Raw genomic sequence first — 22,127 nt, 5'->3', positions numbered from 1 at the left:
GTTCGCATGCACACCTGGCCAGGATCCAGCTATCCCCTCGGGGCGACATTCGACGGGAACGGCACGAACTTCGCGCTGTTCAGCGAGGGCGCGGAGCGCGTCGAGCTGTGCCTGTTCGGCGAGCGCGGCGGCGAGACACGCGTCGACCTCGTCGAGGTCGACGCCTACGTGTGGCACGCGTATCTCCCCAACATCGGCCCGGGGCAGCGGTACGGCTATCGCGTGCACGGCGAGTACGACCCGGCATCCGGTCGGCGCTTCAACCCCAGCAAGCTCCTGCTCGACCCCTATGCGAAGGCCGTCGACGGTCAGGTTCAGTGGAACCAGTCGGTCTTCGGCTACGACTTCGGCGACCCCGATTCGCGCAATGACGACGATTCGGCCGCGGCGATGATGAAGGGCGTCGTGATCAACCCCTTCTTCGACTGGGGAGGCGATCGCCAGCCCAAGACGCCCTACTCCGAGAGCCTCATCTACGAGGCGCACGTCAAGGGCCTGACGATGCGGCATCCGGCGATCCCCGAAGAGATCCGCGGCACCTACAGCGCCATCGCCCACCCCGCGATCATCGAGCATCTCAAGAAGCTCGGGGTGACGGCCATCGAGCTCATGCCGGTGCATCAGTTCGTCAACGATTCGACGCTGCAGGAGAAGGGGCTGTCGAACTACTGGGGCTACAACACGATCGCCTTCCTCGCACCGCACAACGCCTATGCCGCCTCTGCGCAGCGCGGCGGCCAGGTGCAGGAGTTCAAGGGGATGGTGCGGGCCCTGCACGCGGCCGGCATCGAGGTGATCCTCGACGTCGTCTACAACCACACCGCCGAAGGCAATCACCTCGGCCCCACGCTGTCGATGAAGGGCATCGACAACCTCGCGTACTACCGGGTCGAAGACGGCGACAAGCGCTACTACACCGACTACACGGGCACCGGCAACAGCCTCAACGTCGGCAACCCGCACACGCTGCAGCTGATCATGGACTCGCTGCGCTACTGGGTGCTCGAGATGCACGTCGACGGGTTCCGGTTCGACCTGGCGGCCACCCTCGCCCGCGAGTTCTACGAGGTCGATCGCCTGGCGGCCTTCTTCGAGCTCGTGCAGCAGGATCCGGTGGTCTCCCAGGTCAAGCTCATCGCCGAGCCGTGGGACATCGGCCCCGGTGGCTATCAGGTGGGCAACTTCCCGCCGCAGTGGACGGAGTGGAACGGCAAGTATCGCGACACGGTGCGCGACTTCTGGCGCGGCGAACCGCAGGCGCTCGGCGAGTTCGCCTCGCGCATCACGGGCTCGGCCGACCTCTACGAGCACTCGGGGCGGCGCCCCGTGGCATCCATCAACTTCGTCACGGCGCACGACGGGTTCACCCTGCGCGACCTCGTCTCGTACAACGACAAGCACAACGAGGCCAACGGCGAAGACGGCCGCGACGGCGCCGACGACAACCGCTCGTGGAACGGCGGCGTCGAAGGCCCCACCGACGACACCGCCGTGCTCACCCTCCGCGCGCGCCAGCAGCGCAATCTGCTGGCCAGCCTTCTGCTGAGTCAGGGCGTGCCGATGCTGCTGCACGGCGACGAGCTCGGCCGCACGCAGCAGGGCAACAACAACGGCTACGCGCAGGACAACGAGCTCACCTGGGTCGACTGGGAGTCCGCGGATCTGCCGTTGATCGAGTTCACCGCGGCCGTGGCCAGACTCCGCAGGGAGCACCCCTCGTTCCGCCGCCGCCGGTTCTTCGACGGTCGACCCGTCGGCCGACGTGAGGGTGAGGAGATCCCCGACATCGGATGGCTCCGCCCCGACGGCACCGAGATGCAGCCCGAGGACTGGGAATCGGGCTTCGGCCGGGCGGTCGGGATGTTCCTCAACGGCAACGGCATCCGCGAGCGCGACCGCCGAGGGTCGGCCATCACCGACCGGCACTTCCTCGTGCTGTTCAACGCCGGCGACGGCGCGGTCGAGTTCCAGGTGCCCGACGTGTCGTTCAGCCCCGATTGGGACGTCATCGTCGACACCGCCGGTGAGCACGCAGGCGATCTGACGCTCGCCCCCGGCGACGTCGTCACCCTGCTTCCCCGCTCGCTCATGGTGCTGCGCGAGCACACGGTGCCCGACACCGACGGCGACCACTCGGTCGCGGCATCGCTCGCGCAGGCGCACACCGTCTCGATCGACGAGGTGCCGGCGGCCGCTCCGAAGGCGGAAGTCTCGCGGTGACCCGACTCCCGTCGTCGACGTACCGCCTCCAGATCACGGCGGACTTCGATCTGGATGCCGCCGCCGACGTCGTGGGGTACCTGCGCGATCTCGGGGTCGGCGCCGTCTACCTGTCGCCGCTGCTGCAGGCATCGGCCGGCTCGACGCACGGCTACGACGTCGTCGACCCGAGCAGGGTGGACGTCTCGCGCGGCGGACGAGCGGGGCTCGAGCGCCTCGCGCACGCGGCGCACGAGGCGGGCCTCGACGTCGTCGTCGACATCGTGCCCAATCACATGGGCGTCGGCGACCCGCGGCAGAACGCGTGGTGGTGGGACGTGCTGGCCCGCGGGCGGGCATCGCGCTACGCCGAGGCGTTCGACATCGACTGGGACGCCGGCGAGGGGCGGGTGCTGCTGCCGATCCTCGGCGCGCCCCTGGAAGACGCGCTCGGCGACGTCGTCGTCGACGCCGACGAGGGCGTCGTGCGCTACTTCGAGCACGAGCTTCCCCTCGCCGAAGGCACCGGGGCGGGAACGGTCGCCGAGGTGCTGTCGGCTCAGCACTGGGGGCTCCTGTTCTGGCGCGACGGCGACGCCCGGCTGAATTACCGCAGGTTCTTCACCGTGACCTCGCTCGCCGGGGTCAGGGTCGAGGTGCCGTGGGTGTTCGATGAGACCCACGCCGAGATCCTCGGCTGGGTGCGCGACGGCCTCGTCGACGGCCTGCGCATCGACCACCCCGACGGACTCGCCGATCCCGGCGGCTACCTCGACCGGCTCGACGGTGCGCTGCGCTCAGCGCTGCGCGGGCGCCGCGAGCCGTATGTGGTCGTCGAGAAGATCCTCGAGCACGCCGCCACCGACCACCCCGAGGCGCTGCCGGGCTGGTGGGCGACCGACGGCACGACGGGGTACGACGCGCTCGCCGAGATCGACAGAGTGCTGGTCGACCCGGCGGGGGAGCGCGCGCTCACCGAACTCGACGCCCGCCTGCGCGCCGAGACGGGGCTCGCCCCCGTGCAGCCCTGGCTCGACGAGGCGCACGACACCAAACGCGCCGTCGCCGACACGGCGCTCGCCGCGGAGGTCGCCCGCCTCGTACGGGAGCTCCCGGCCTCGTCGACGCCCGACGCCGTGCGCGCGGATGCCGTCGCCGAGCTGCTCGCCTGCTTCCCGGTGTACCGCAGCTACCTGCCCGCCGGTCGCGCGATCCTGGTTCAGACGGCGGCCGAGGCCGCCCGCCGGCGCCCCGACCTCGCCGCCGCTATCGAAGACCTGCTGCCGGCCGTCGGGGCGGCAGGGTCCGCCCTGGCCGTGCGCTTCGAGCAGACGACGGGGCCGGTCATGGCCAAGGGCGTCGAAGACACCGCGTTCTACCGTCGAACGCGCCTCACGAGCCTGACCGAGGTCGGCGGTGATCCGTCGGTGTTCGCCCTCGACGTCGACGGGCTGCACCGCGCCTTCGCGCTGCGGCAGGCGCAGTGGCCGCACGCCATGACGACGCTGTCGACGCACGACACGAAGCGGTCGGAAGACGCGCGGGCGCGCATCGCGGTGCTCGGCGAGCGCCCCGATCGCTGGAGCGACGTGCTCACGCAGCTGCGGCAGGTCGCCACCACCGGCCACGGACCTTTCGACAACCTGCTCTGGCAGGCGGTCGTGGGGGTGTGGCCGGCATCGGCCGACCGCCTGCACGCCTACGCCGAGAAGGCGGCGCGCGAGGCCAAGGAGCGCACGAGCTGGACCGAGCCCGATGCGGCCTTCGAGAGCGCCGTGCACGCCGTCGTCGATGCGGCCGTCGGTCCGGCGCGCACGGTGCTCGACGCGTTCGTCGCCGAGATCGCCGGGTTCGGCCGGTCGAACGCCCTCTCGGCGAAGCTGCTGCAGCTGACCGGGCCCGGCATGCCCGATGTCTACCAGGGCACCGAGCTGTGGGATCTCTCGCTCGTCGACCCCGACAACCGGCGCCCGGTCGACTACGACGCACGTCGGCGGATGCTGGCGGACCTCGACGCAGAACACCCGCTGCCGCTGATCGACGACATCGGCGCCGCCAAGCTGCTGGTCACGAGCCGGGCGCTGCGGCTGCGCCGCGGCCGGCCGGAGCTGTTCACCCGATGCACGCCGATGACGATCACCGGCGCGGCCGCCGCGCACGCGGTCGCGTTCGATCGAGGGGGAGCGGTCGCGGTGGCCACACGGCTGCCCGCGGGCCTGGCCGACCGCGGCGGCTGGGGCGACGCGGTGCTGCTGAGGCACGAGGGGCCGACGGTCGACGTCATCACGGGGCGCCGCTTCGGCGGCGGCGAAGTGCCGATGGCGGAGGTGCTGGCCGACTATCCGGTGGCGCTGCTGGCGACCGAGGAGGAGTCATGATCGAAGTCTGGGCCCCGCGGGCGGAGCGGGTGCGGCTGCGCCGCGAGGGCGAGCAGGATCTGGAGCTCACGGCATCCGCGGGCGGATGGTGGCGCGCCGGCATCGAACTGGCCGACGGCGCCGAATACGCCTTCGTGCTCGGCGAGCTCGAGGCCGCCCGCCCCGACCCGCGGTCGCGGCGTCAGCCGCACGGCGTGCACGGGCCGTCGGCGTGGTTCGACCCCCGGGCGTTCGAGTGGACGGATCAGCGCTGGACGGGGCGCCAGCTGGCGGGCGGGCTCATCTACGAGCTGCACGTGGGCACCTTCACCCCGCAGGGAACGCTCGACGCGGCGATCGACCGGCTCGGGCACCTCGCCGCACTCGGGGTCACCCACATCGAGCTGCTGCCGGTGAACGGATTTAACGGCACCCACAACTGGGGATACGACGGCGTCGCCTGGTACGCCGTGCACGAGGGCTACGGGGGGCCGCGGGCCTATCAGCGGTTCGTCGACGCCGCGCACCGCGAGGGCCTGGCCGTCGTGCAGGACGTCGTCTACAACCACCTCGGTCCCAGCGGCAACTACCTGCCCGAGTTCGGCCCGTACCTGCGCGACGCGCACAGCAACACGTGGGGCCTCAGCGTCAACCTCGACGACGACGTCGTGCGCGCCTTCATCGTCGACAACGCGCTGATGTGGATGCGCGATCTGCATGTCGACGGGCTGCGGCTCGATGCCGTGCACGCGCTGCACGACGAGCGTTCGCCGCACGTGCTGCAGCAGCTCGCCGAGGCGACCGACGCGCTGTCGGCCCACCTCGGCCGGCCGCTCGCGCTCATCGCCGAGAGCGACCTGAACGATCCGACCCTCGTCCTGCCGCGCGAGGCCGGCGGCTACGGCCTGCACGCGCAGTGGAGCGACGACTGGCACCACGCCGTGCACGTCGCCCTCACCGGAGAGACGGTCGGCTATTACGCCGATTTCGCCGCCCTCGAGGCGCTGCCAAAGGTGTGGGTGGGCGGGTTCTTCCACGACGGCACGCACTCGTCGTTCCGCGGCCGCGACCACGGCGCGCCGCTGCCCGACGACCTGCCGGCGTGGCGGCTGGTGACCTTCGCGCAGGACCACGACCAGATCGGCAACCGCGCCGCCGGCGACCGGCTCAGCCAGACGATGCCGTACGGACGGCTCGCCGTGGCGGCCGTGCTCACCCTCACCGCGCCCGGCACGCCCATGCTCTTCCAGGGCGAGGAGTGGGGCGCTTCGACGCCGTGGCAGTTCTTCACCTCGCATCCCGAGCCCGAGCTCGGCGCCGCCACGGCGGAGGGCCGCGTCAGGGAGTTCGCGCAGATGGGCTGGGATCCGTCTGTGGTGCCCGACCCGCAGGATCCCGCGACCTTCGAGCGCTCGCACCTCGACTGGGCGGAGGCGACAGGCGGCGACCATGCGCGGCTGCTCGCGCTGTATCGCGATCTGGCGCGGCTGCGCCGCATGCGTCCCGAACTCACCGACCCTGCGCTGTCGTCGCTGTCGGCGGAGGCCGACGAGGGCATCGATCCCGCTCACCGCAGCTATCGGCTGCGTCGGGGCGAGCTGGAGGTGCTCGTCAACCTCACGGCGGATGCGGTGGCGTTCGCCGTCGGCGACGTCGACGTGCTGCTGAGCACGGTCGAGGCCGTCGCCGTCGCCGCGGGCGACGTGCGGCTGCCGCCGGATTCGGCGATCGTCGTCGCGCCGCGCTGAGGCGTCGTCAGTCGACGCCGAGGAACGAACGGTCGGTGAGCACGATGGGTCCGTCCGCGGTGATCGCGACGGTGTGCTCCGAGTGTGCACCGCGCGACCCGTCGGCGCTGCGCAGCGTCCACCCGTCGGGGTCGGTGACCAGCTCGTCGGTCGTCGCCAGGAACCACGGCTCGAGGGCGACCACGAGGCCGGCCCGCAGCGGATAGCCGCGGTTCGGCTTGCCGTCGTTGGGCACGTGCGGGTCGCCGTGCATGACCCGGCCCACGCCGTGTCCGCCGAAGTCGGTGTTGATCGAGTAGCCTTCGCCGTGCGCCACCTGCGCGACCGCGTGCGAGATGTCGCCGATGCGGTGCCCGACCGTGGCGGCCGCGATCGCGGCGTCGAGGGCCCGCTCGGTGGTCTCGATCAGCCGCAGGTCTTCGTCGCGCGGCGTGCCGACGACGAACGACACGGCGGAGTCGGCCACCCAGCCGTCGATCGACACGGCGAAATCGAGCGAGACGAGATCGCCGTCCCTGAGTGCGTAGTCGTGCGGCAGCCCGTGCAGCACGGCGTCGTTGACCGACGTGCAGATGACCTTTCCGAACGGACTGGCGCCGAACGAGGGGTGGTAGTCGATGTAGCACGACTCCGCTCCGGCCTTTCGGATCAACTCGTGGGCGCGGCGGTCGATCGCGAGGAGGTTGGTGCCCACCGCGGTCTCGGCTCGCAGAGTCGCCAGGGTCTCGGCGACGAAGCGGCCGGCCGGGCGCATGGCGTCGATCTCGGCCGGGGTGCGCAGTTCGATCATGGGATTCCTCTCGACGACTTCCATTCTCGCCGATGCGCGCGGGGCGTAGCATCGAGGCATGTGGGTGCGTCGCGCGATGTACGGCTGGCTGATCCCGGCGGCGTTCGTTCTGCCGGCATGGCTGCTGATCGGCTGGATCGCGTTCGGGGCGAGCGCCTGGGCGCTGCTGTGGGTGTTCCTCTCGATCCCGATCGTGTTCGTGCTGCAGCTGGTGTTCACCTTTCTGGTGCGTGCCCGCGGCACCGTGCGGGCGCACCGGGCCGTCTCCTGGACCGATGTCGCCGGCTTCGGCGCCTGGCACGTGCTGATCATCGCGCTGGGCCTTTTCGACCCGTCGTGGTGGTGGCCGGTGTTCTTCATCACCGTCGCGGTCGGCATCGCGATGTTCTGGATGCTGCTGTCGCAGCTGTGGAGCGAGGCGCGACCCGGTGCGACGCTGCGCACGAGCGCCGGCGCCGCCTACATCCCGCCGCCCACGGATGCCGCGCCCGGCGCGCGGGCGGGGGAGCCGGAGATCTTCGTGATCAACGAGAAGCGCACCGACGAGCGGAGCTGACCCGTTTTGGCGGGTATGCCGCATCCATGGCAGAATTGACGTTTGTGCCCTGATCGGCTCTGCCACAGGGGAGCGGTCGCGGGAGAAATCGTCAGCGACCTCGGGCACGGAACGACCTCTTACCCAATCCTTCGCGTTCGACCTGTGGCGGTCGCAGAGAGTGACGATCATGCAGATCCTCGACGCCGTCGACGCGGCATCCCTCCGCTCGGACATCCCGTCCTTCGCCCCCGGTGACACCGTCAAGGTGCACGTGAACATCACCGAGGGCAACCGCTCGCGCATCCAGGTCTTCCAGGGTGTCGTCATCGGCCGCTCCGGCGACGGTGTGCGCGAGACCTTCACCGTGCGCAAGATCAGCTTCCAGGTGGGCGTCGAGCGCACCTTCCCGGTTCACAGCCCCGTGATCGACCACATCGAGCTGGTCACCCGTGGCGATGTCCGCCGCGCCAAGCTGTACTACCTGCGCGAGCTCCGCGGCAAGAAGGCCAAGATCAAGGAGAAGCGCGACAACTGACGCGCCCCGCGACTTCACGTCGACGCCCCGAGGATCCGTCCTCGGGGCGTCGTCGTCGCTGCAGAATGTGCGAACCTTGACACCAGCGGTGCACGTGCGCCGGGGAGGGTACCGATGACCACCGAGCAGACCGCCGCACCCGCCACCCGCCGCGACCGCCGGCGCGGCTGGCTCTCGTTCGCGCGCGACGTCGTGGTGATCGTCATCATCGCGGTGCTGGTCTCGTTCCTGGTCAAGACGTTCCTCGTGCGCTCGTTCTACATCCCGTCGTCGTCGATGGAAGACACGCTGCTGGTCAACGACCGCATCCTCGTCGACGAGCTCACGCCGCGCTTCGGCGGCTACGAGCGCGGTGACGTCATCGTCTTCGAAGACCCGGGCGGATGGCTGCCGGTGAGCCCGCAGGAGCAGCAGTCGCCGTTCGTCGAAGCCGTCGACTGGGTGCTCTCGCTCGTCGGGCTCTCGGCTTCCGACAGCGACGACCACCTCGTCAAGCGACTGGTGGGACTGCCCGGCGACCACGTCGTGTGCTGCAACGCGATCGGTCAGATCACCGTCAACGGCGTGCCGATCGACGAGACCGCCTACCTCAAGCTCCCGGAGGGGCAGACGGCGGCCTCGGCCGACCCGTTCGACGTCACGGTGCCCGAGGGGAGCCTGTGGGTGCTGGGCGACAACCGGTACTACTCGAAGGACTCCCGCTACAACACCGACCAGCCGGGCAAGGGCTTCGTGCCCCTCGACAACGTCGTCGGCCGCGCGTTCCTGCTGACCTGGCCGTTCGACAGATTCGGCCCGCTCGACAGTCATCACGACGTCTTCGCCGGCGTACCCGATCCGGAGGCGTCTTCGCAGTGACGGTCGTCGAGCCCCGCCTCACCCTCGAGCGCCGCCTGCTGCGCGAGCACGCGCTCGTGATCGCGTGCGACGAGGTCGGGAGAGGGGCTCTGGCCGGTCCGGTCGCGGTCGGCGCCGTCATGATCGACGCGCCGCGCGCGCGAAAGCGCATCCCCGTGGGGCTCCGAGACTCCAAGCTCGTGCCGGAGCCTCGCCGGGCCGACCTCGCCCGCCGGGCTGCCGACTGGGTGGCCGCGAGCGCCGTCGGGTGGGCGAGCGCCGCCGAGATCGACGAGATCGGCATCATGCGCGCACTGGGTCTCGCCACCGCGCGCGCCCTCGCCGACCTCGAGGCCCACGGGGTGGTGGCAGCCGACGCGGTCGTCGTGCTCGACGGCAACTACGACTACATCAATCCGGCCGCCGGCACGCGACTCGACGTGCGACCCGTGATCAAGGCCGACCGCGACTGCGCGAGCGCCGCCGCGGCATCGGTGATCGCCAAGGTCGCCAGAGACGAGCTGATGGTGCGCCTGCACGACGAGCATCCCGCCTACTGCTGGGCCCGCAACAAGGGCTATGCCAGCCCAGAGCACCGCGAGGCGATCCGGGCCCAGGGGCTCAGCCCGCTGCACCGGGCGTCGTGGTCGATCGCCGATGCGCCGACGCTGTTCTGAAGCGGCCGTAGGATGGACTCACCATGGATGACGAGGTCTTCGAAGACTACGACCGCGAGCTCGAGCTCGCCCTGTACCGGGAGTACCGCGACGTCGTCTCGCAGTTCCAGTACGTGATCGAGACCGAGCGGCGCTTCTATCTCGCCAACGAGGTCAACGTCGTGCGTCGGGACACCGAGCACGACTTCTATTTCGAGCTGTCGATGAACGACGTCTGGGTGTGGGACATCTACCGCGCCGACCGGTTCGTCAAGAGCGTTCGGGTGCTCACCTTCAAAGACGTCAACGTCGAAGAGCTCCAGCGCCGCGACTTCCAGTTGCCTGAAGAGCTCTCGCTCGACAGCTGAGTCAGCGCCGAGCGGTCAGCCGTCGCCAGCCGTTGCCCGCGGGCTCGGCGACGCCCGACAGCTGCAGGGTCAGCAGCGCTTCGCGCACGTCGGCGGGGTCCATTCCGGCGCGTGCGGCGATCTCGTCGGGGGTGAGGTCGACACGCCGACTGAGCGCGTCGGCCACGCGGGTCAGCGCGGCCGCTGCGCCGTCGGGCGACGGATGCTGCGCCCCCGCGCCGCCGAGCAGCTCGCGCACGTCGTCGACACCGGTGATGCACCGTGCGTCGTGCTCTCGCAGCAGCCGGTGGCACCCGGTAGAGGCCGCGGAGGTGATCGGCCCAGGCACCGCCCCGAGCGGGATGCCCAGCTGAGAGGCGTGGGCCGCCGTGTTCAGCGAGCCGCTGCGCCATCCCGCCTCGACCACGACGACGGCATCCGATACGGCGGCGATGGTGCGGTTGCGCGCCAGGAACCGCCACTTGGTCGGGGCGGTGCCGCATGGCACCTCGCTGACGACGGCGCCGTGGGCGACGATGCGGCCGATCAGCTCGGCGTGCCCTGCGGGGTAGGGGCGGTCGACGCCCCCGGCGAGAAAGGCGATGGTGCGCCCGTCGACGTGCAGTGCCGCGCGGTGGGCGCAGCCGTCGATGCCGTATGCGGCGCCCGAGACGATTCGGGTGCCGTCGGCGGCCAGCGCCGCAGCCAGCTCCATCGCGACGTGCTCTCCGTAGCCGGTCGCCGCCCGCGCCCCCACGATGGCGACGGCGGGCGTCGGCTGCGCGAGCAGCGAGGCGTCGCCGCGCACCCACAGGCACAGCGGCGCGTGGGCGCTCAGCAGCGTCGCACCCGGTGGCCACTCGGCGTCGGCGGCGGTCAGCATCCGCGCGCCGACGCGCGCCGCAGCGCGCAGCGCCTCGACGGCCGACGCGGCTTTCAGCCGCGGCTGCCAGCGGGCCAGCGCGTCGCGCAGGGCGTCGGCCGGGATGCCCTCGATCTCGTGGCGCAGCAGGCCGCGGTCGTGCGCGACGTGCAGCGCCTCGTGCGCGCCCACCGCGGCGATCAGCGCACCGGCCACGCCGTCTCCTGGCTCCGCCACCGCGTTCCATTCCAGCAGAGCGCGTCGCTCGCGGATCGCCTCGTCGGAGAGGGCGTCGACGTCGGCGACGGGCCGCAGCAGTTCGCGCGCGGCGGCGAGGTCGTCGCTGGGCATGGTCATGAGGCGAATCCCTTCTTCAGGTACAGGGCATGGGCGATGTCGTCGAGCGACAGCTGGGGCCGGGCCGCGATGTCCGCGATGCTCCACGCCGTTCTCAGGGCGCGATCGAATCCGCGCAGGGTCAGGGCGCCGCGGTGCAGGGCCGCGTCGAGCGGCCGGCGGATCACCGGCGGCGGAGCGTGCGGGCCGTCGCGCAGCCACGCACCGCTCACCTGGGCGTTCGTGCGCCACGGGGTGTCGCGCAGCCGGTGCGCGGCCCTCGCCCTGGCTTCGCGCACCTGGGCACGCGCCTGCGCGGTGGTCGGCCCCGGCGAGAGCAGGCGGCTGTCGGCGACGACGACGCGGGTCATCGTGAGCTGGATGTCGATGCGGTCCAGCAGCGGCCCCGACAGCCGGTTGAGGTAGCGCCGGATCGCCGCCGGCGGGCATTCGCAGACCGCGCCGCGGATGCCGTGATTGCCGCACGGGCAGGGGTTGGTGGCGAGCACGAGCTGGAACCTGGCGGGGAAGGCGGCCGTGCCGGCCGCACGGTGGATGACGATGCGGCCGCTCTCGAGCGGCTGGCGGAGCGCATCGAGGGCGCTCGCGGCGAATTCGCCTGCTTCGTCGAGGAACAGCACGCCTTCGCTGGCGCGCACGATCGCCCCCGGCCGCACGCCGCGGCTGCCTCCGCCCACGAGCGCGGCGATGCTCGCCGAGTGGTGCGGTGCCTCGAACGGAGGCGTGCGCTCGAGAGAGGTGACCGGCACCCCCGTCAGCGATCGGATGGAGGCCGCCGTCAGCGCGGCCGCATCGTCGAGGTCGGGGAGGATGCCGGGGAGGCGCTGCGCGAGCATCGTCTTGCCCGCCCCCGGCGGCCCGCACATGAGCAGGTGGTGGCCGCCGGCGGCGGCGGTCACGAGCGCCTCGACCGCCTCGCGCTGCCCGATGACCTCGGCGAGGTCGGGCGGCGGCGGCGGCGCGGGCTCGTCGGGCGCCGCCTCGGGGGCGGCAGGCGGTTCATCTACGTCGACGATCGCGCCGTGGCTGCGCGCGACCTCGCTGAGGGTCGCCGCCCCCTGCACCTCGATGCCCGCCACGAGTTCCGCCTCGGCGACGTTCGCCACCGGCACGACGACGCGGCGGAATCCGGCCGCGGCCGCGGCGACCACGGCCGGCAGCACACCTGGCACGGCGCGGAGGCGCCCGTCGAGGCCGAGTTCGCCCAGGTGCACCGTCTCGGCCAGCCGCTCGGCGGCCATCGTGAGCTCCGTGGCCACCGCGGCGATCGCGATCGCGAGATCGAACGCCGAGCCCTGCTTGGGCAGACTCGCCGGCGACAGGTTGATGGTGACCTTGCGGCGGGGCAGCGGCAGCCCGCGGTTGGCGCAGGCGCTGCGCACGCGGTGGCCGGCCTCGCCGAGCGCCTTGTCGGGCAGGCCGATGATGCGCAGCTCGGGGGTCGCGTTCGACTGCGACGCCTCGACCTCGACCATCGTGCCCTCGACGCCGGCGAGCGCCACCGACCACGTGCGCGCGACGCTCACGCGATCTCCAGATCGCGCAGGTGCTCGACGGGGGCGAGCGCCGGCACCTCGCCGATGATGCCGACGGCGTCGAAGCGCAGGCGGCGACCGCGCGCCGCATTGGGGTGCTCGCGCATCCACGCCATCGCGAGCCGCCAGAGCCGGCGGCGCTTCCGAGGGTCGATCGCCTCGAACGGATGCCCGAAGCCGACGCCGCGCCGCGTCTTGACCTCGATCACGACCAGGTCGTCGCCGTCGAGCGCGATGATGTCGATCTCGCCGAGCCGGCACCGCCAGTTGCGCGCGACGATGTCGAAGCCGATCGAGCGGAGGTGGTCGGCTGCGCGGTCTTCGCCCGCTCGCCCCAGGATGTCCTTGTGCGCCATGACGGCATGCTCGCGTGCGCGCGGCATGCGGGTGCGGGCGCCGACCGCATCCGTGGACCGATCGGCGGTCCGCGCTCGCTGGGGAGGAGGCACGGCGCGCGTCGACGGTGCCGCCGCGGCGGCGGTGCGGGGGGCATGCTGGCAGGGTGAGGATCACCGACGCCGCCGAGTCGTACCTGCGCGGGCTCGCACAGGTGCGCCGGCTGTCGCCGGCGACGGTGCGCGCCTACCGGGGGGATCTCGCCGATCTGGCGGCGGCGACCGGCGACCCCGAGCTGTCGACGGTCGACATCGAGGTGCTGCGCGAATGGCTGTGGGCGGCCACCAAGCGCGGTGATGCGCGATCGACGATCGCTCGGCGCACGGCGGCGGCGCGCGGATTCTTCGCGTGGGCGCTCGAGGAGGGTCACCTCGACGGCGACCCCGCGCTGCGGCTGACCACGCCCAAGCGCGGACGCCACCTGCCGCGCGTCGCGGCGGCCCCGGCGCTGGCGGGTCTGCTCGACGGACTGCGCGAGCAGGCCGCTGCGGGCGACCCGCTGGCGCTGCGCGACCACGCGATGCTCGAACTGCTCTACGGCTGCGGCGTGCGGGTCGCCGAGCTGTGCGGGCTGGGGCTCGACGACATCGACCACGACCGGCGCACCGTGCGCGTGCTCGGCAAGGGCGCGAAGGAGCGCGTCGTGCCCTTCGGCGCTCCGGCGGCCGCCGCCCTCGACGCCTACCTGGTGCGGGCGCGCCCGGCCCTCTCGGCGCGCGCCGACACGGCCGGCTCCGCGCTGTTCCTCGGTGCCAGGGGAGGCCCGATCGGGCCCCGCGCAGTCTACGACGTCGTCGCACGCGCCGTCGGGCCGCTCGTGGGCGGCACGGCGGGGCCGCACGCGCTGCGCCACTCGGCCGCGACCCACCTGCTCGACGGCGGCGCAGACCTCAGAACGGTGCAGGAGCTGCTGGGGCACGCGAGCCTGGGGACGACCCAGATCTACACCCACGTCTCCAGCGAGCGACTCGCCGCGACCTACCGCCTCGCCCATCCGCGCGCCTGAGCCGCGTACCGTGGGGCGCATGAGCCCCCGCATCGCCGCCCCGACCCTGCTGCTGGTGCTCGGACTCGCGCTGGCCGGATGCGTCGCGAGTGCCGACCCGATCACCACCGTGCGCCCCGGCGCACCGGAGACCCCCGTCGCGGCCTCGACGCCGGCGTCTGAGTCCTCGGCGGCCGATCCCGTCGACGCGGACCAGGACTGCGGGGGAGACGAGCTCGCCCTCTCCGGCGGGGCCGCCTATGTCATCACCGGCGATTGCCCGCAGGTGACCCTCAGCGGCGCCGACATCGAGGTCGACCTCAGCGGCGCCGAGGTCGGAGCCCTCGCCGTCAGCGGCGACCGCAACGAGATCGACGCCGCCGACGTCGAGACGCTCACGATCGCCGGGCAGGACAACGACGTGGATGCCGGGGCCATCGGCTCGGCGACGATCAGCGGCGACCGCAACGAGATCGACGCGGCGGGCACCATCGAGACCCTCACCGTGAACGGCAACGAGAACAGCATCGAGGCGCTGCACCTGCCGCACGTCTTCGACAACGGCAACGCGAACGTCTACGAGTCCGGCAGCTAGCAGCACGGCAGCAGCACCGCCCGTGCAACGCCTCCGAGCAGCAGCCGCGGGTTGATGTAGGCGCCGTCACGGCGCACGCCGAAGTGCAGGTCGCCGGCGGCCGCGTGGCCGCCTTCGGCGAGCAGGCCCACCACGGCGCCCTGCGCGACCGCCGCGCCCACGGCGAGATCGGTGCGCACCGGCTCGAGCGTGGTGACCAGACCCCCGCCGTGGTCGATCGTCACGACGGGGCGCCCGGCGACCTGGCCGGCGAACGCGACGACGCCGGCCGCCGGAGCGTGCACCGGCTCCCCGGCGCCCACCCGCAGATCGATGCCGCGGTGCCCGGGAGCGTAGGCGTGGGCGGGCGCGACGTACTCGCGGACGGCCGCCACGGGCGACACCGGCCACTGCCAGCCCGGTGCCGCTGGTGGGGCCGCGAGCGCCATCACGAGCGCTCCGATCAGACCCCAGCGCAGCAGCATCCGCCCAGCCTGCCGCGGGTGCCGTGCGCCGGGGCGCACCGCGACCCGGATTGTGGACGGTTCGCCGCTGCGCGCACAGCGGGGAGGAGGCGCCTGCTGATACACTGGAGACCGCACCTCGACTTCGGGGTGACTACGCGTGCCCGCAGCGATCCTCCGGATCCGCGGCACATCCTCCCATCGGTCCTCTTCTCGAGGCGGGAGTGTGTCGGGCACCAGGCTCGCCGGAACCGTCCGGCGGAACAACCGCAAGCGGCGCATCGCGCCGAGAACAGGAGAACGGCCATGGCCGTCGTCACCATCCGCCAGCTGCTCGACAGCGGCGTTCACTTCGGACACCAGACCCGCCGGTGGAACCCGAAGGTCAAGCGCTTCATCCTCACCGAGCGCAGCGGCATCCACATCATCGACCTCCAGCAGTCGCTGTCGTACATCGACAAGGCGTACGAGTTCGTCAAGGAGACGGTCGCCCACGGCGGCACCATCCTCTTCGTCGGCACCAAGAAGCAGGCCCAGGAAGTGCTCGCCGAGCAGGCGACCCGCGTCGGCCAGCCCTACGTCAACCAGCGCTGGCTCGGTGGCCTCCTCACCAACTTCCAGACGGTCTCCAAGCGCCTCGCGCGCATGAAGGAGCTCGAGGAGCTCGACTACGAGAACCCGGCCGAGAGCGGCTTCACCAAGAAGGAGCTGCTGCTCAAGAAGCGCGAGCTCGACAAGCTGCACAAGTCGCTGGGCGGCATCCGCAACATGCAGAAGACGCCGTCGGCCATCTGGGTCGTCGACGCCAAGCGCGAGCACCTCGCCATCGACGAGGCCAAGAAGCTCGGCATCCCCGTCATCGGCATCCTCGACACCAACGCCGACCCCGACGAGTTCCAGTACCCGATCCCGGGCAACGACGACGCGATCCGCTCGGTGAGCCTGCTCACGCGCATCATCGCGGATGCTGCCGCCGAGGGCCTGATCCAGCGTCACAACCCGACCGACGAGTCGGCCGAGGCCGAGCCGCTGGCCGACTGGGAGCGCGAGCTCCTCGAGCAGGGCGCCCCCGAGCAGTCGTCGGCGTCGACCGAGAAGGTCGCCGAGGCCACCGACGCTCCGGCCGAGGTCGCCGAGGCCGAGGCCGAGGCAGCCGGCGTCGAGACCGCCGAGTAAGACACACCCTTTCGCCGGGGGCGCCCGCCGCGCCCCCGGCATCCAGATCCGATCCAAGGAGCCGCCACACATGGCAAACTTCACCATCGCCGACATCAAGGCCCTGCGCGAGCAGCTCGGCACGGGCATGGTCGACACCAAGAAGGCTCTCGAAGAGGCCGACGGCGACGTCGAGAAGGCCGTCGAGATCCTGCGCCTGAAGGGTGCGAAGGGCAACGCCAAGCGCGCCGACCGTTCCACCAGCGAGGGCCTGATCGCCGCCCGTGAGGGCGACGGCAAGGTCACGCTCATCGAGCTCGCCTGCGAGACCGACTTCGTCGCGAAGAACGACCGCTTCATCGCGCTGGCCGACAAGGTCGCCGACGCCGCCGCCGCGGTCTCGGCCGACTCCGTCGAGGCAGCCCTCGCCGCCGAGGTCGACGGCAAGACCGTCGAGCAGCTGATCTCCGACGACGCCGCCATCATCGGCGAGAAGGTCGAGCTCCGCCGCGTGCGCACGCTCACCGGCGACAAGTTCGAGATCTACCTGCACCGCACCAACAAGGACCTGCCCCCGCAGGTCGGCGTGGTGCTGGCCTACACGGGCGACGACGCCGAGACGGCGCGCAGCCTCGCGCAGCACATCTCGTTCGCCAACCCCTCGTACCTCTCGCGCGACGAGGTGCCCGAGGCCGAGGTCGAGAAGGAGCGCGAGATCGTCACCGAGATCTCCCGCAACGAGGGCAAGCCCGAGGCGGCTCTGCCCAAGATCGTCGAGGGACGCGTCAACGCGTTCTTCAAGCAGGTGTCGCTGCTCGACCAGGACTACGCCAAGGACAACAAGCTGTCCGTGGCCCAGGTCGCCAAGGACGCCGGTCTCACCCTGACGGGCTTCGCCCGCTTCAAGGTCGGGGCGTAACGCCTCGAAAGGGCCCGCATCGATGAGTCGATGCGGGCCCTTTCCATGCCCGCTTCGATAAGTTGTACGCGACGAGAGGAAACCCACTGTGATCGATGAGGCCACGGGACGCCGACGCGTTCTGCTCAAGCTCTCCGGAGAGGCGTTCGGCGGAGGCCAGTTGGGCGTCAACCCCGACATCGTCAGTCAGATCGCCAGGGAGATCGCTGCGGCGGTCGACCGCGTCGAGGTCGCGATCGTCGTGGGCGGCGGCAACTTCTTCCGCGGGGCCGAACTGAGCCAGCGCGGCATGGACCGCGGTCGCGCAGACTACATGGGCATGCTGGGCACGGTCATGAACGCCCTCGCCCTGCAGGACTTCCTCGAGCAGGCGGGCGCGGCCACCCGGGTGCAGTCGGCGATCTCGATGACGCAGGTCGCCGAGCCCTACATCCCCCGTCGCGCCGAGCGACACATGGAGAAGGGCCGCGTCGTCATCTTCGGCGCCGGCGCCGGGCTCCCGTACTTCTCCACCGACACCGTCGCCGCCCAGCGGGCCCTCGAGATCAACGCCGTCGAGGTGCTCGTCGCCAAGAACGGCGTCGACGGCGTCTACACGGCGGATCCCAAGAAGGATGCCTCGGCCACCCGCATCGACCGCATCACCTACCAGGATGCGCTGCAGCGTGGCCTCAAGGTGGTCGACTCGACCGCGTTCAGCCTGTGCATGGACAACGGCATGGACATGCGCGTGTTCGGCATGGAGCCGGCCGGCAACGTCACCAGGGCGCTGCTGGGCGAGTCCATCGGCACCGTCGTCACGGTCTGAGCCGCACCGCCCCGACTAGACTTGCTGTTCTGGTCATATCTGATGGGAGACACTGTGATCGCCGAAGCTCTGGCTGATGCCGGTTCGCGTATGGATCGGGCCGTCGAGGCCGCCAAGGAGGACTTCGCGACCGTCCGAACGGGACGCGCCAACCCGCAGCTGTTCCAGAAGATCCTGGTCGACTACTACGGCACGCCGACCCCGCTCGCCCAGCTCGCGTCGCTGAACAACCCCGAGGCGCGCACCGTCGTGATCACGCCCTACGACAAGTCCGCCCTCAAGGCGATCGAAGACGCGATCCGCAGCACGCCGAACCTCGGCGCGAACCCGACCAACGACGGCAACCTCGTGCGGGTGACGCTTCCCGAGCTGACCGAGGAGCGGCGCAAGGAGTACGTCAAGCTCGTGCGCTCCAAGGGCGAAGACGCCAAGGTGCACGTCCGAGGGATCCGCCGCAAGGCGAAGGACGACCTCGACGCACTGAAGGGGGAGGTCAGCGATGACGACCTCGCCCGTGCCGAGAAGGAGCTGGACGCGCTGACGCGGTCGCACGTCGACGGGATCGACGAGGCGCTCAAGCGCAAAGAAGCAGAGCTGCTCGAGGTCTGACGAGACCGCCATGACCGACGCGGGTGGATCGCGCGACGAGGCCGCCGAGAGCGACCCGCCGCTCAGGCGCAGAGGCGTCGATCGGCACTCCGTCGCGCCCTCCGGCGACAGTGCGGAGGCGCCGTCGCATCGGCGGGCGGCGCGCGAGGAGTTCGAGTCGCAGGTCGCGCACGCGCGCGCGGAGTTCGAGTCGCAGGTCGCGCACGCCCGCGCCGAGTTCGAAGAGGTCAACGACCGCATCAACAAGCGCACCGGGCGTGATCTGCTCAAGGCGATCGCGATCGGCGCGGCGATCGGGCTGGTGCTGCTGGCGTCGCTGCTGTTCTTCAAGCAGGCGTTCATCCTGTTCGCCCTGGCTGCGGCAGTGCTGGGCATCTTCGAGCTCTCGCGGGCGCTGACGGCCTCTGGCCGCCGCATCGACATCGTGCCGCAGCTGGTGGCCGGCGTCGCCCTGACCCTCTCGGGCTACTTCGCCGATGTCGGGCTGCACTGGGTCGTCGTCTTCGTCGCGGTGGCGCTCGTGATCGTCTGGCGTCTGGTGGCCCAGATGATCGCCGCCGACGGCCGCACCTACGGCGCCGTGCTCGACGACGTGCTGGCCGGCTCGCTCCTGCAGCTGTACGTGCCGTTCCTGGCGAGCCTGTGCCTGGTCCTTCTCCGACAGGACCACGGCGAGTGGTGGGTGCTGGGGTTCATCATCGTCGCGGTCGTCTCCGACACCGGCGCCTACGCGTCGGGGCTCGCCTTCGGCCGGCACCCGATGGCGCCGCGGATCAGCCCCAACAAGACCTGGGAGGGCTTCGCCGGCGCCGCCGCTGCGGCGCTCGCGGCGGGCGTGCTGCTGGCTCTGTTCATGCTGGGTCTGCCCTGGTGGGCGGGCCTGGTGTTCGGCGCAGCCGTGCTGCTCACGGCCACCGCGGGCGACCTCGGCGAGTCGATGATCAAGCGCGACCTCGGCATCAAGGACATGAGCTCGTGGCTGCCCGGCCACGGCGGCGTCCTCGACCGGCTCGACTCGATCCTCCCTTCCACGATCAGCGCGCTCGCGCTGTACTACCTGCTCTCACCTATGGCGACGATATGACGATCACCCCTGATGCCCCCACGAGTGTGTTCCCCGAGGTGCGGGGGCGCGAGAAGGGCTACGACCGGGCCGCGGTCGACGCCTTCCTCGAGCGCGCGCGCGAGGCGTTCGAACGGGCCGACGGCTCGTTGACGGCCGTCGAGGTGCGTCAGGCCGCCTTTCCGCTGCGCCGCCACGGGTACCAGGTCGCCCCCGTGGATGCCGCACTCGGGCGCATCGAAGACGCCTTCGCCGCGCGGGAGCGCGACAGTGCTCTGGCCGTCTCGGGTGCGCACGAGTGGGTGGATCAGGCCCGCACGAGCGCGCAGGAGATCCTGGACAGGGTGAGCCGCCCGGCGGGGGAGCGGTTCGACCGCGTCGGCGTCCTGCATTACGGCTATCGCCGCGACGAGGTCGACCTCGTCACGGACAAGATCGCACGCTACCTCGAGACCGGCGACGCCGTGACGCTCGAGCAGGTGCGTGCGGTCGCCTTCCGCATGCAGCGCCGCGGATATCGAGAGGCGCAGGTCGACGCTCTGCTCGATGCCGTGATCGAGGTCATGCTCGCCGTCTCATGAGGATGCGTTCACTCGGATGGCGCGTTCAGCATGGCGTCGGTAGACTCGGACGACTGTGACTTCAGGCAACGAGATGACCTCGCGGCGCGCCCAGCGCGCCGATCTCGCGACGCCGATGCCCCCGACGGCGGTGTCGCGACGGCATCCGTCACCCCCACGCACGGCGCGCTGGTCGCGCCGTCGCGGGGTGCTCGGGGTCTTCGCGGCGCTCGCGGCGATGGGGTTCGTGGCGGCATCGGTCGGCCCCACCGGCATGGCTCTCGCCGACGCCGCACCTGACGACGCGGCCGTGACGCTGTACGCCAGCACGATCGACGACGCCCAGTCGATGGAGGGCGACCCCGCGGCCGAGGCTGAGCCGACCGACCTCGATCGGGCCGGCTACTCCGTCTACGTCAAGCCGACCCCGACGCCCACTCCCACCGCCGTCGCCGCGACCACGACGACGGCCACGACCGGCTGGGCGCCCCCCGCCGTCGCGCCCGACCCCGGCAGCGCGCAGGCGATCGCGTACGACATGGTGATCGCCCGCGGCTGGGACGATGCGGACTACGACTGCCTCGTCGCGCTGTGGAAGAAGGAGTCGGGCTGGCGGGTCAACGCCTACAACTCCGGCAGCGGTGCCTATGGCATCCCGCAGGCTCTCCCCGGCAGCAAGATGGCGTCGGCCGGCGCCGACTGGGCGACCAATCCCGCGACCCAGATCAAGTGGGGCCTGGGCTACATCTCGGGTCGCTACGGCACGCCCTGCGGCGCGTGGAGCCACTCGCAGAGCGCCGGCTGGTACTGATCCATGCCGCGGGCGAACCGGCGTCGGCAGACGCCGGGAGGTGACGACTCGTTCGAGCGGATGCTGGCGGGCTGGAAGCGCACCGAGACGCGACGCGGCGTCGCCTGGACCGTGCAGCCGGTCAGTGCCGCGCAGGCCGTCAAGGAGTACACCTGCCCCGGATGCGGGCGCACCGTCGCGGCAGGTGTCGCGCACATCGTCGCGTGGCGCTCCGACGGCGTGCTCGGCGACGCCGCAGACCTCGCCGCCCGCCGCCATTGGCACACACACTGCTGGAGCATCGCCTGACATGGAGATCCGAGGACCCCTCGCCCTTCCCGCCCGCCGGGAAGACATCGAACTGCACACGCTCGACGGGCTGACCCTCGTCGGCGAACTAGCCCTGCCCCTCGAGCGCGACCCCGTCGCGACGCTCGTGACGCTGCATCCGCTGCCCACGGCGGGCGGCTTCATGGATTCGCACATCCTGCGCAAGGCCGCCGGGCGCCTGCCCGCCCTCGCAGACCTGGCCGTGCTGCGCTTCAACACGCGCGGCACGACGTCTCCGCGGGGCACGAGCGACGGTGCCTTCGACGGCGGCAGGGCGGAGGCCTTCGACGTCGCCGCCGCGATGGACTTCGTGCGGGAGGCGGGGCTTCCCCGCCCCTGGCTGGTGGGATGGTCGTTCGGCACCGAGCTGGCGCTGAAGTACGGCAGGGACCACGACGTCGAAGGCGTCGTGCTGCTCTCGCCGCCGCTGCACCGGGCCACGGCCGACGAGGTCGCCGCATGGGCGGGCGACGCGCGTCGCGTGATCGCGCTCGTGCCCGAGTTCGACGACTACCTGCGCCCCGCCGAGGCCGCGGAGCGCTTCTCGGCCATCCCCGAGGCGGTGCTGATCGCCGTCGAGGGCGGCAAGCATCTGTGGGTGGGCGAGACCCAGACCAGGCGCGTGCTCACCGAGATCGTCGCGGCCGTCAACCCCGACGCGCTGCCGCTGCCGACCGAATGGCACGGCGACGGATCGCAGGTGCGCTGACGCG

At 71.4% G+C, this 22,127-nt stretch carries 24 protein-coding genes; 19 read left to right on the top strand and 5 right to left on the bottom strand.

All coding sequences use genetic code 11. From position 1 onward, the window contains the following. The first annotated feature begins 6 nt into the window (after positions 1-6). From glgX to treZ, 3 genes are read left to right on the top strand one after another with little or no spacing between them, the layout of a single operon-like run. Positions 7-2,220, top strand: coding sequence for a glycogen debranching protein GlgX (gene glgX, locus OAW74_RS08215; RefSeq protein WP_262873806.1), 2,214 nt, complete (start codon positions 7-9; stop codon positions 2,218-2,220). Next, positions 2,217-4,577, top strand: coding sequence for a malto-oligosyltrehalose synthase (treY, locus tag OAW74_RS08210; RefSeq protein WP_262873805.1), 2,361 nt, complete (start codon positions 2,217-2,219; stop codon positions 4,575-4,577). Before glgX ends, treY begins: the two co-directional genes overlap by 4 nt. Then, complete coding sequence (treZ, locus tag OAW74_RS08205; RefSeq protein WP_262873804.1) at positions 4,574-6,304, top strand: malto-oligosyltrehalose trehalohydrolase; 1,731 nt, start codon at positions 4,574-4,576, stop codon at positions 6,302-6,304. Before treY ends, treZ begins: the two co-directional genes overlap by 4 nt. A gap of 7 nt (positions 6,305-6,311) precedes the next feature. On the opposite strand, the gene map is transcribed toward treZ, so the two are convergent. Then, the gene (map, locus tag OAW74_RS08200; RefSeq protein ID WP_262873803.1) at positions 6,312-7,094 is read right to left on the bottom strand and encodes a type I methionyl aminopeptidase; all 783 of its coding nucleotides are present in this window, start codon (positions 7,092-7,094) and stop codon (positions 6,312-6,314) included. 58 nt (positions 7,095-7,152) lie between these two features. Between map and OAW74_RS08195 the strand changes: the two genes are divergently transcribed. From OAW74_RS08195 to OAW74_RS08175, 5 genes are all read left to right on the top strand, one after another. Then, positions 7,153-7,650, top strand: a complete 498-nt coding sequence (locus tag OAW74_RS08195) for an MFS transporter permease (protein WP_262873802.1) — start codon at positions 7,153-7,155, stop codon at positions 7,648-7,650. Positions 7,651-7,819: 169 nt separating this feature from the next. Next, positions 7,820-8,167, top strand: a complete 348-nt coding sequence (rplS, locus tag OAW74_RS08190) for a 50S ribosomal protein L19 (RefSeq protein ID WP_262873801.1) — start codon at positions 7,820-7,822, stop codon at positions 8,165-8,167. Positions 8,168-8,281: 114 nt separating this feature from the next. Beyond that, on the top strand, positions 8,282-9,025 hold the full coding sequence (gene lepB / locus OAW74_RS08185; RefSeq protein WP_262873800.1) for a signal peptidase I: 744 nt from the start codon (positions 8,282-8,284) through the stop codon (positions 9,023-9,025). Further along, on the top strand, positions 9,022-9,681 hold the full coding sequence (locus OAW74_RS08180; RefSeq protein ID WP_262873799.1) for a ribonuclease HII: 660 nt from the start codon (positions 9,022-9,024) through the stop codon (positions 9,679-9,681). The genes lepB and OAW74_RS08180 overlap by 4 nt, the downstream gene beginning before the upstream one ends. A 23-nt stretch (positions 9,682-9,704) precedes the next feature. Further along, positions 9,705-10,028 carry a DUF2469 domain-containing protein gene (locus OAW74_RS08175; protein WP_262873798.1) on the top strand — a complete coding sequence of 108 codons (324 nt, stop codon included), beginning with the start codon at positions 9,705-9,707 and terminating at the stop codon, positions 10,026-10,028. 1 nt (position 10,029) lies between these two features. Here OAW74_RS08175 and dprA read toward each other — a convergent pair whose 3' ends face one another. The 3 genes from dprA to OAW74_RS08160 are packed head-to-tail and all read right to left on the bottom strand — an operon-like array spanning position 10,030 to position 13,117. Beyond that, positions 10,030-11,226, bottom strand: a complete 1,197-nt coding sequence (dprA, locus tag OAW74_RS08170; RefSeq protein WP_262873797.1) for a DNA-processing protein DprA — start codon at positions 11,224-11,226, stop codon at positions 10,030-10,032. Continuing rightward, complete coding sequence (locus OAW74_RS08165; protein WP_262873796.1) at positions 11,223-12,752, bottom strand: YifB family Mg chelatase-like AAA ATPase; 1,530 nt, start codon at positions 12,750-12,752, stop codon at positions 11,223-11,225. The genes dprA and OAW74_RS08165 overlap by 4 nt, the downstream gene beginning before the upstream one ends. Further along, complete coding sequence (locus tag OAW74_RS08160) at positions 12,749-13,117, bottom strand: YraN family protein (protein WP_262873795.1); 369 nt, start codon at positions 13,115-13,117, stop codon at positions 12,749-12,751. The genes OAW74_RS08165 and OAW74_RS08160 overlap by 4 nt, the downstream gene beginning before the upstream one ends. 146 nt (positions 13,118-13,263) lie before the next feature. On the opposite strand from OAW74_RS08160, the gene OAW74_RS08155 reads away from it, so the two are divergent. Both OAW74_RS08155 and OAW74_RS08150 read left to right on the top strand, forming a co-directional pair. Further along, on the top strand, positions 13,264-14,163 hold the full coding sequence (locus OAW74_RS08155) for a tyrosine recombinase XerC (RefSeq protein WP_262873794.1): 900 nt from the start codon (positions 13,264-13,266) through the stop codon (positions 14,161-14,163). Between the two features lie 19 nt (positions 14,164-14,182). Beyond that, positions 14,183-14,737: a DUF3060 domain-containing protein gene (locus tag OAW74_RS08150; RefSeq protein WP_262873793.1), complete on the top strand. Its 555-nt coding sequence runs from the start codon at positions 14,183-14,185 to the stop codon at positions 14,735-14,737. Here the strand turns inward: OAW74_RS08150 and OAW74_RS08145 are convergent. Beyond that, complete coding sequence (locus OAW74_RS08145; RefSeq protein ID WP_262873792.1) at positions 14,734-15,201, bottom strand: M23 family metallopeptidase; 468 nt, start codon at positions 15,199-15,201, stop codon at positions 14,734-14,736. The two genes, OAW74_RS08150 and OAW74_RS08145, sit on opposite strands and share 4 nt — an antisense overlap. 285 nt (positions 15,202-15,486) lie before the next feature. Between OAW74_RS08145 and rpsB the strand changes: the two genes are divergently transcribed. From rpsB to OAW74_RS08100, 9 genes are all read left to right on the top strand, one after another. After that, a complete protein-coding gene (gene rpsB / locus OAW74_RS08140; RefSeq protein ID WP_262873791.1) occupies positions 15,487-16,356 on the top strand; it encodes a 30S ribosomal protein S2 in 870 nt (289 codons plus the stop codon). A gap of 70 nt (positions 16,357-16,426) precedes the next feature. Next, positions 16,427-17,254 (top strand): translation elongation factor Ts, encoded by an 828-nt coding sequence (gene tsf / locus OAW74_RS08135; RefSeq protein ID WP_262873790.1) that lies wholly within the window; start codon positions 16,427-16,429, stop codon positions 17,252-17,254. An 88-nt stretch (positions 17,255-17,342) separates the two neighbouring features. Beyond that, complete coding sequence (gene pyrH / locus OAW74_RS08130; RefSeq protein ID WP_262873789.1) at positions 17,343-18,062, top strand: UMP kinase; 720 nt, start codon at positions 17,343-17,345, stop codon at positions 18,060-18,062. 54 nt (positions 18,063-18,116) lie between these two features. After that, the gene (gene frr / locus OAW74_RS08125; RefSeq protein ID WP_262873958.1) at positions 18,117-18,671 is read left to right on the top strand and encodes a ribosome recycling factor; all 555 of its coding nucleotides are present in this window, start codon (positions 18,117-18,119) and stop codon (positions 18,669-18,671) included. Between the two features lie 10 nt (positions 18,672-18,681). Further along, entirely contained in the window at positions 18,682-19,755 is a 1,074-nt protein-coding gene (locus tag OAW74_RS08120; protein ID WP_262873788.1) for a phosphatidate cytidylyltransferase, read from the top strand. Next, on the top strand, positions 19,752-20,315 hold the full coding sequence (locus OAW74_RS08115) for a DivIVA domain-containing protein (RefSeq protein ID WP_262873787.1): 564 nt from the start codon (positions 19,752-19,754) through the stop codon (positions 20,313-20,315). Before OAW74_RS08120 ends, OAW74_RS08115 begins: the two co-directional genes overlap by 4 nt. Positions 20,316-20,370: 55 nt before the next feature. Next, on the top strand, positions 20,371-21,105 hold the full coding sequence (locus OAW74_RS08110; protein ID WP_378733611.1) for an aggregation-promoting factor C-terminal-like domain-containing protein: 735 nt from the start codon (positions 20,371-20,373) through the stop codon (positions 21,103-21,105). 3 nt (positions 21,106-21,108) lie between these two features. Continuing rightward, positions 21,109-21,393, top strand: a complete 285-nt coding sequence (locus OAW74_RS08105; RefSeq protein WP_262873786.1) for a hypothetical protein — start codon at positions 21,109-21,111, stop codon at positions 21,391-21,393. A gap of 1 nt (position 21,394) precedes the next feature. Further along, positions 21,395-22,123, top strand: coding sequence for an alpha/beta hydrolase (locus OAW74_RS08100; RefSeq protein WP_262873785.1), 729 nt, complete (start codon positions 21,395-21,397; stop codon positions 22,121-22,123). Positions 22,124-22,127: the final 4 nt, after the last annotated feature.

It is taken from the genome of Microbacterium fluvii, from assembly GCF_025515205.1.
In the GTDB taxonomy this organism is placed as follows: Bacteria; Actinomycetota; Actinomycetes; order Actinomycetales; family Microbacteriaceae; genus Microbacterium; species Microbacterium fluvii.
The sequence above is the reverse complement of the archived record's forward strand: the minus strand, read 5'-3'. Positions and strand labels throughout refer to the sequence as shown.

What these genes read in the sequence shown, in the direction of transcription:
- rplS (WP_262873801.1), top strand. Translation starts at nt 7,820, where the DNA reads ATGCAGATCCTCGACGCCGTCGACGCGGCATCCCTCCGCTCGGACATC.
- tsf (WP_262873790.1), top strand. Translation starts at nt 16,427, where the DNA reads ATGGCAAACTTCACCATCGCCGACATCAAGGCCCTGCGCGAGCAGCTC.
- rpsB (WP_262873791.1), top strand. Translation starts at nt 15,487, where the DNA reads ATGGCCGTCGTCACCATCCGCCAGCTGCTCGACAGCGGCGTTCACTTC.
- OAW74_RS08105 (WP_262873786.1), top strand. Translation starts at nt 21,109, where the DNA reads ATGCCGCGGGCGAACCGGCGTCGGCAGACGCCGGGAGGTGACGACTCG.
- OAW74_RS08100 (WP_262873785.1), top strand. Translation starts at nt 21,395, where the DNA reads ATGGAGATCCGAGGACCCCTCGCCCTTCCCGCCCGCCGGGAAGACATC.
- lepB (WP_262873800.1), top strand. Translation starts at nt 8,282, where the DNA reads ATGACCACCGAGCAGACCGCCGCACCCGCCACCCGCCGCGACCGCCGG.
- dprA (WP_262873797.1), bottom strand. Translation starts at nt 11,226, where the DNA reads ATGACCATGCCCAGCGACGACCTCGCCGCCGCGCGCGAACTGCTGCGG.
- map (WP_262873803.1), bottom strand. Translation starts at nt 7,094, where the DNA reads ATGATCGAACTGCGCACCCCGGCCGAGATCGACGCCATGCGCCCGGCC.
- OAW74_RS08145 (WP_262873792.1), bottom strand. Translation starts at nt 15,201, where the DNA reads ATGCTGCTGCGCTGGGGTCTGATCGGAGCGCTCGTGATGGCGCTCGCG.
- OAW74_RS08195 (WP_262873802.1), top strand. Translation starts at nt 7,153, where the DNA reads ATGTGGGTGCGTCGCGCGATGTACGGCTGGCTGATCCCGGCGGCGTTC.
- treZ (WP_262873804.1), top strand. Translation starts at nt 4,574, where the DNA reads ATGATCGAAGTCTGGGCCCCGCGGGCGGAGCGGGTGCGGCTGCGCCGC.
- OAW74_RS08150 (WP_262873793.1), top strand. Translation starts at nt 14,183, where the DNA reads ATGAGCCCCCGCATCGCCGCCCCGACCCTGCTGCTGGTGCTCGGACTC.
- OAW74_RS08115 (WP_262873787.1), top strand. Translation starts at nt 19,752, where the DNA reads ATGACGATCACCCCTGATGCCCCCACGAGTGTGTTCCCCGAGGTGCGG.
- OAW74_RS08175 (WP_262873798.1), top strand. Translation starts at nt 9,705, where the DNA reads ATGGATGACGAGGTCTTCGAAGACTACGACCGCGAGCTCGAGCTCGCC.
- glgX (WP_262873806.1), top strand. Translation starts at nt 7, where the DNA reads ATGCACACCTGGCCAGGATCCAGCTATCCCCTCGGGGCGACATTCGAC.
- OAW74_RS08160 (WP_262873795.1), bottom strand. Translation starts at nt 13,117, where the DNA reads ATGGCGCACAAGGACATCCTGGGGCGAGCGGGCGAAGACCGCGCAGCC.
- OAW74_RS08120 (WP_262873788.1), top strand. Translation starts at nt 18,682, where the DNA reads ATGACCGACGCGGGTGGATCGCGCGACGAGGCCGCCGAGAGCGACCCG.